This window comes from Devosia insulae DS-56, assembly GCF_000970465.2.
Taxonomy (GTDB): Bacteria; Pseudomonadota; Alphaproteobacteria; order Rhizobiales; family Devosiaceae; genus Devosia_A; species Devosia_A insulae.
Map to the genome: position 1 here is coordinate 1 of NZ_LAJE02000137.1, position 2,268 is coordinate 2,268.

The 2,268-nt window shown below is 66.0% G+C and carries 3 protein-coding genes; all 3 read left to right on the forward strand.

Going from position 1 to position 2,268, the window contains the following annotated elements; all coding sequences use genetic code 11:
* Positions 1-287: 287 nt before the first annotated feature.
* Positions 288-494 carry a cold-shock protein gene (locus VW23_RS08320; RefSeq protein ID WP_069909111.1) on the forward strand — a complete coding sequence of 69 codons (207 nt, stop codon included), beginning with the start codon at positions 288-290 and terminating at the stop codon, positions 492-494.
* A gap of 395 nt (positions 495-889) precedes the next feature.
* Positions 890-1,144 (forward strand): hypothetical protein, encoded by a 255-nt coding sequence (locus VW23_RS08330; RefSeq protein ID WP_055882616.1) that lies wholly within the window; start codon positions 890-892, stop codon positions 1,142-1,144.
* Between the two features lie 93 nt (positions 1,145-1,237).
* Positions 1,238-2,268 (forward strand): dihydroxyacetone kinase subunit DhaK (locus tag VW23_RS08335; protein ID WP_084645766.1); only part of this gene is annotated, 1,031 nt, incomplete at its 3' end.

Genomic DNA, 2,268 nt, shown 5'->3' on the forward strand with positions numbered 1-2,268 from the left:
ATGTGCACGTCAGTTAGTTGGCCCGTCGGAAGCGTCAGAGGGGAATAAGGGACAGCCTCAAGGGGGAGGGGAGCCGAAACGGCCAGTTCCCGGTCTCTCCTTGTTATCGGCGTAATTCATCCCTATATAGCGCTCATACGTTACGGCCATCTTTGGCTTCTGATCTGCCGGCTTGCCGGTTGTTTGGTTCCCCTGAATTGCGAACGTCTAGACCCCCGCCGCGTGTTGCGCCGGAGGAACGAGTGCGTTCGCCGTTGGGCGTCCCCTCACAATCGAAAGTACCCGTCATGATCAATGGCACCGTGAAATTCTACAACTCCACCAAGGGCTTCGGCTTTATCTCCCCGGCTGACGGCAGCAAGGACGCTTTTGTCCACGCCACCGCGCTGGAAGCGGCCGGTATCTCCGGTCTCGCCGAGGGCCAGCAGGTCACCTATGACCTGCAGAGCGGCCGCGACGGCAAGCTGTCGGCGACCAACCTGCAGCTCGCCTGATCGATCTGCCGGGCCCGTCAATCAGACAGGCCCGGCATACGTCTCCCGCTTCGCGGTCGAGGCGTTTCAACGAGAGGCCCCGCATCCTCAGATGACGGGCCCACAAGAGAACACATGACACATCTGAACTACCAGGCTCGCGCCGAGCTCTATCTCGGTCGCGACTGGCAAACTGCCACGGCCCAAGGCCCTCGGGCTTTCCGGGTCGCGGCACACGCCTTGCGCTTTGCCTTCGAGGAAGCTGCACCCGTCAGTCTGCGCGGCGCCCGCCTCCGGGTCGGTGATCGCGTCTATGCCGGCGACGCCCTCAAGCGCCTCTACCAGAGCGGCAACTACCCGCTCCAACGCAAACCCACCGGCCGCGCCCGCGGCTCAACCGCCCGAAAGGACCCGACATGGACAACTTCAGCTACACCGCCTCCGCCGAACTCTACCCCAGCCGCCGCTACGCCAAGTCGCCGCGCGAGCAGTATCGCCGCTTCAAGACGGCAGCCGAGGCGATCCAATACATCGTCGAGGACCGCCCAGCTGCCTGGCTGATCGGCACCTTCCTCGAAGTCGATGGACGTCGCTTCGATGGCAACGCCATCCGCGCCCTCTACGAGGCCGACGGCTACCCGCTGCAACGCCAGCAGCAGGCCGCCGCCTGATCCTCAAGCCTTTCTTCCCTGCTCCAGTTCGTGCAGACATCCTGTGCTGCATGAATCGGCCCCGCCACGCTGCGGGGTCAGGGAAGAGAGGCCATGAAGAAACTCATCAACGACATTCCTTCGCTCGTCCGTCAGTCGCTCGAAGGCCTCGCCATGCTGCACCCCGGGCTGGCGCTGCTCGGCAGCGAGAATACCCTGGTCCGCGCCGACCTCGAGGCTTTCCGCCAGAGCGGCAAGGTAGCGATTGTCACCGGTGGCGGCGCCGGCCATGAGCCGGCCCATGCCGGCTATGTCGGCGAGGGCATGCTGACCGCCGCCGTCAGCGGCGATGTCTTTGCTTCCCCCTCGACCGACGCGGTCTATGCGGCGCTGCGTGCTGTCGCCAATCCTGCCGGCATCCTGGTTATCGTCAAGAACTACACCGGCGACCGGCTGAATTTCGGCCTCGCCGCCGAGATGGCGCGCGCCGATGGGATCCCGGTCGAGCTGGTGATCGTCGATGACGACGCGGCGCTCGGCAAGGCCGAGCGCACCGCCGGCCGCCGCGGCATCGCCGGCACGGTATTCGTCCACAAGGTCGCCGGCGCCGCAGCCGAAGCCGGCCTGCCGCTGAGCGAGGTAAAGGCCCGGGCGCTTGCCGCCATCGGCGCCGTCGCCTCGATGGGCGTCGCGCTCTCCCCCTGCACCGTGCCCGCCGCGGGCAAACCCAACTTCTCACTCGGCGACGACGAGATGGAACTGGGCCTCGGCATCCATGGCGAGGCCGGGGTGCAGCGCGTCATCATGCAGCCGGCCCGCCAGGTGGTCGAAACCCTGATCGACACCATCCTCGCCGATCGCGGTCTCACCAGCGGCGACCACGTTGCGCTGCTGGTCAACAATCTCGGTGGCACCGCCCAGATGGAAATGAGCATCGTGGCGCGCGACGCGCTTCAGCTGCTGCAGGCGCGTGGCATCGTCGTCGATCGCGGCTTCGCCGGCACCTTCCTCACCGCCATCGAAATGACCGGCATCTCGCTGAGCCTGCTGCGCACCGACGCGCCCCTCCCCGCGGCCGCGCGACGCAGGCTCAGCGGGATGCCGGTCTTTTCGTTGGCGGTGAGGCTGACGCTTATACACATCTC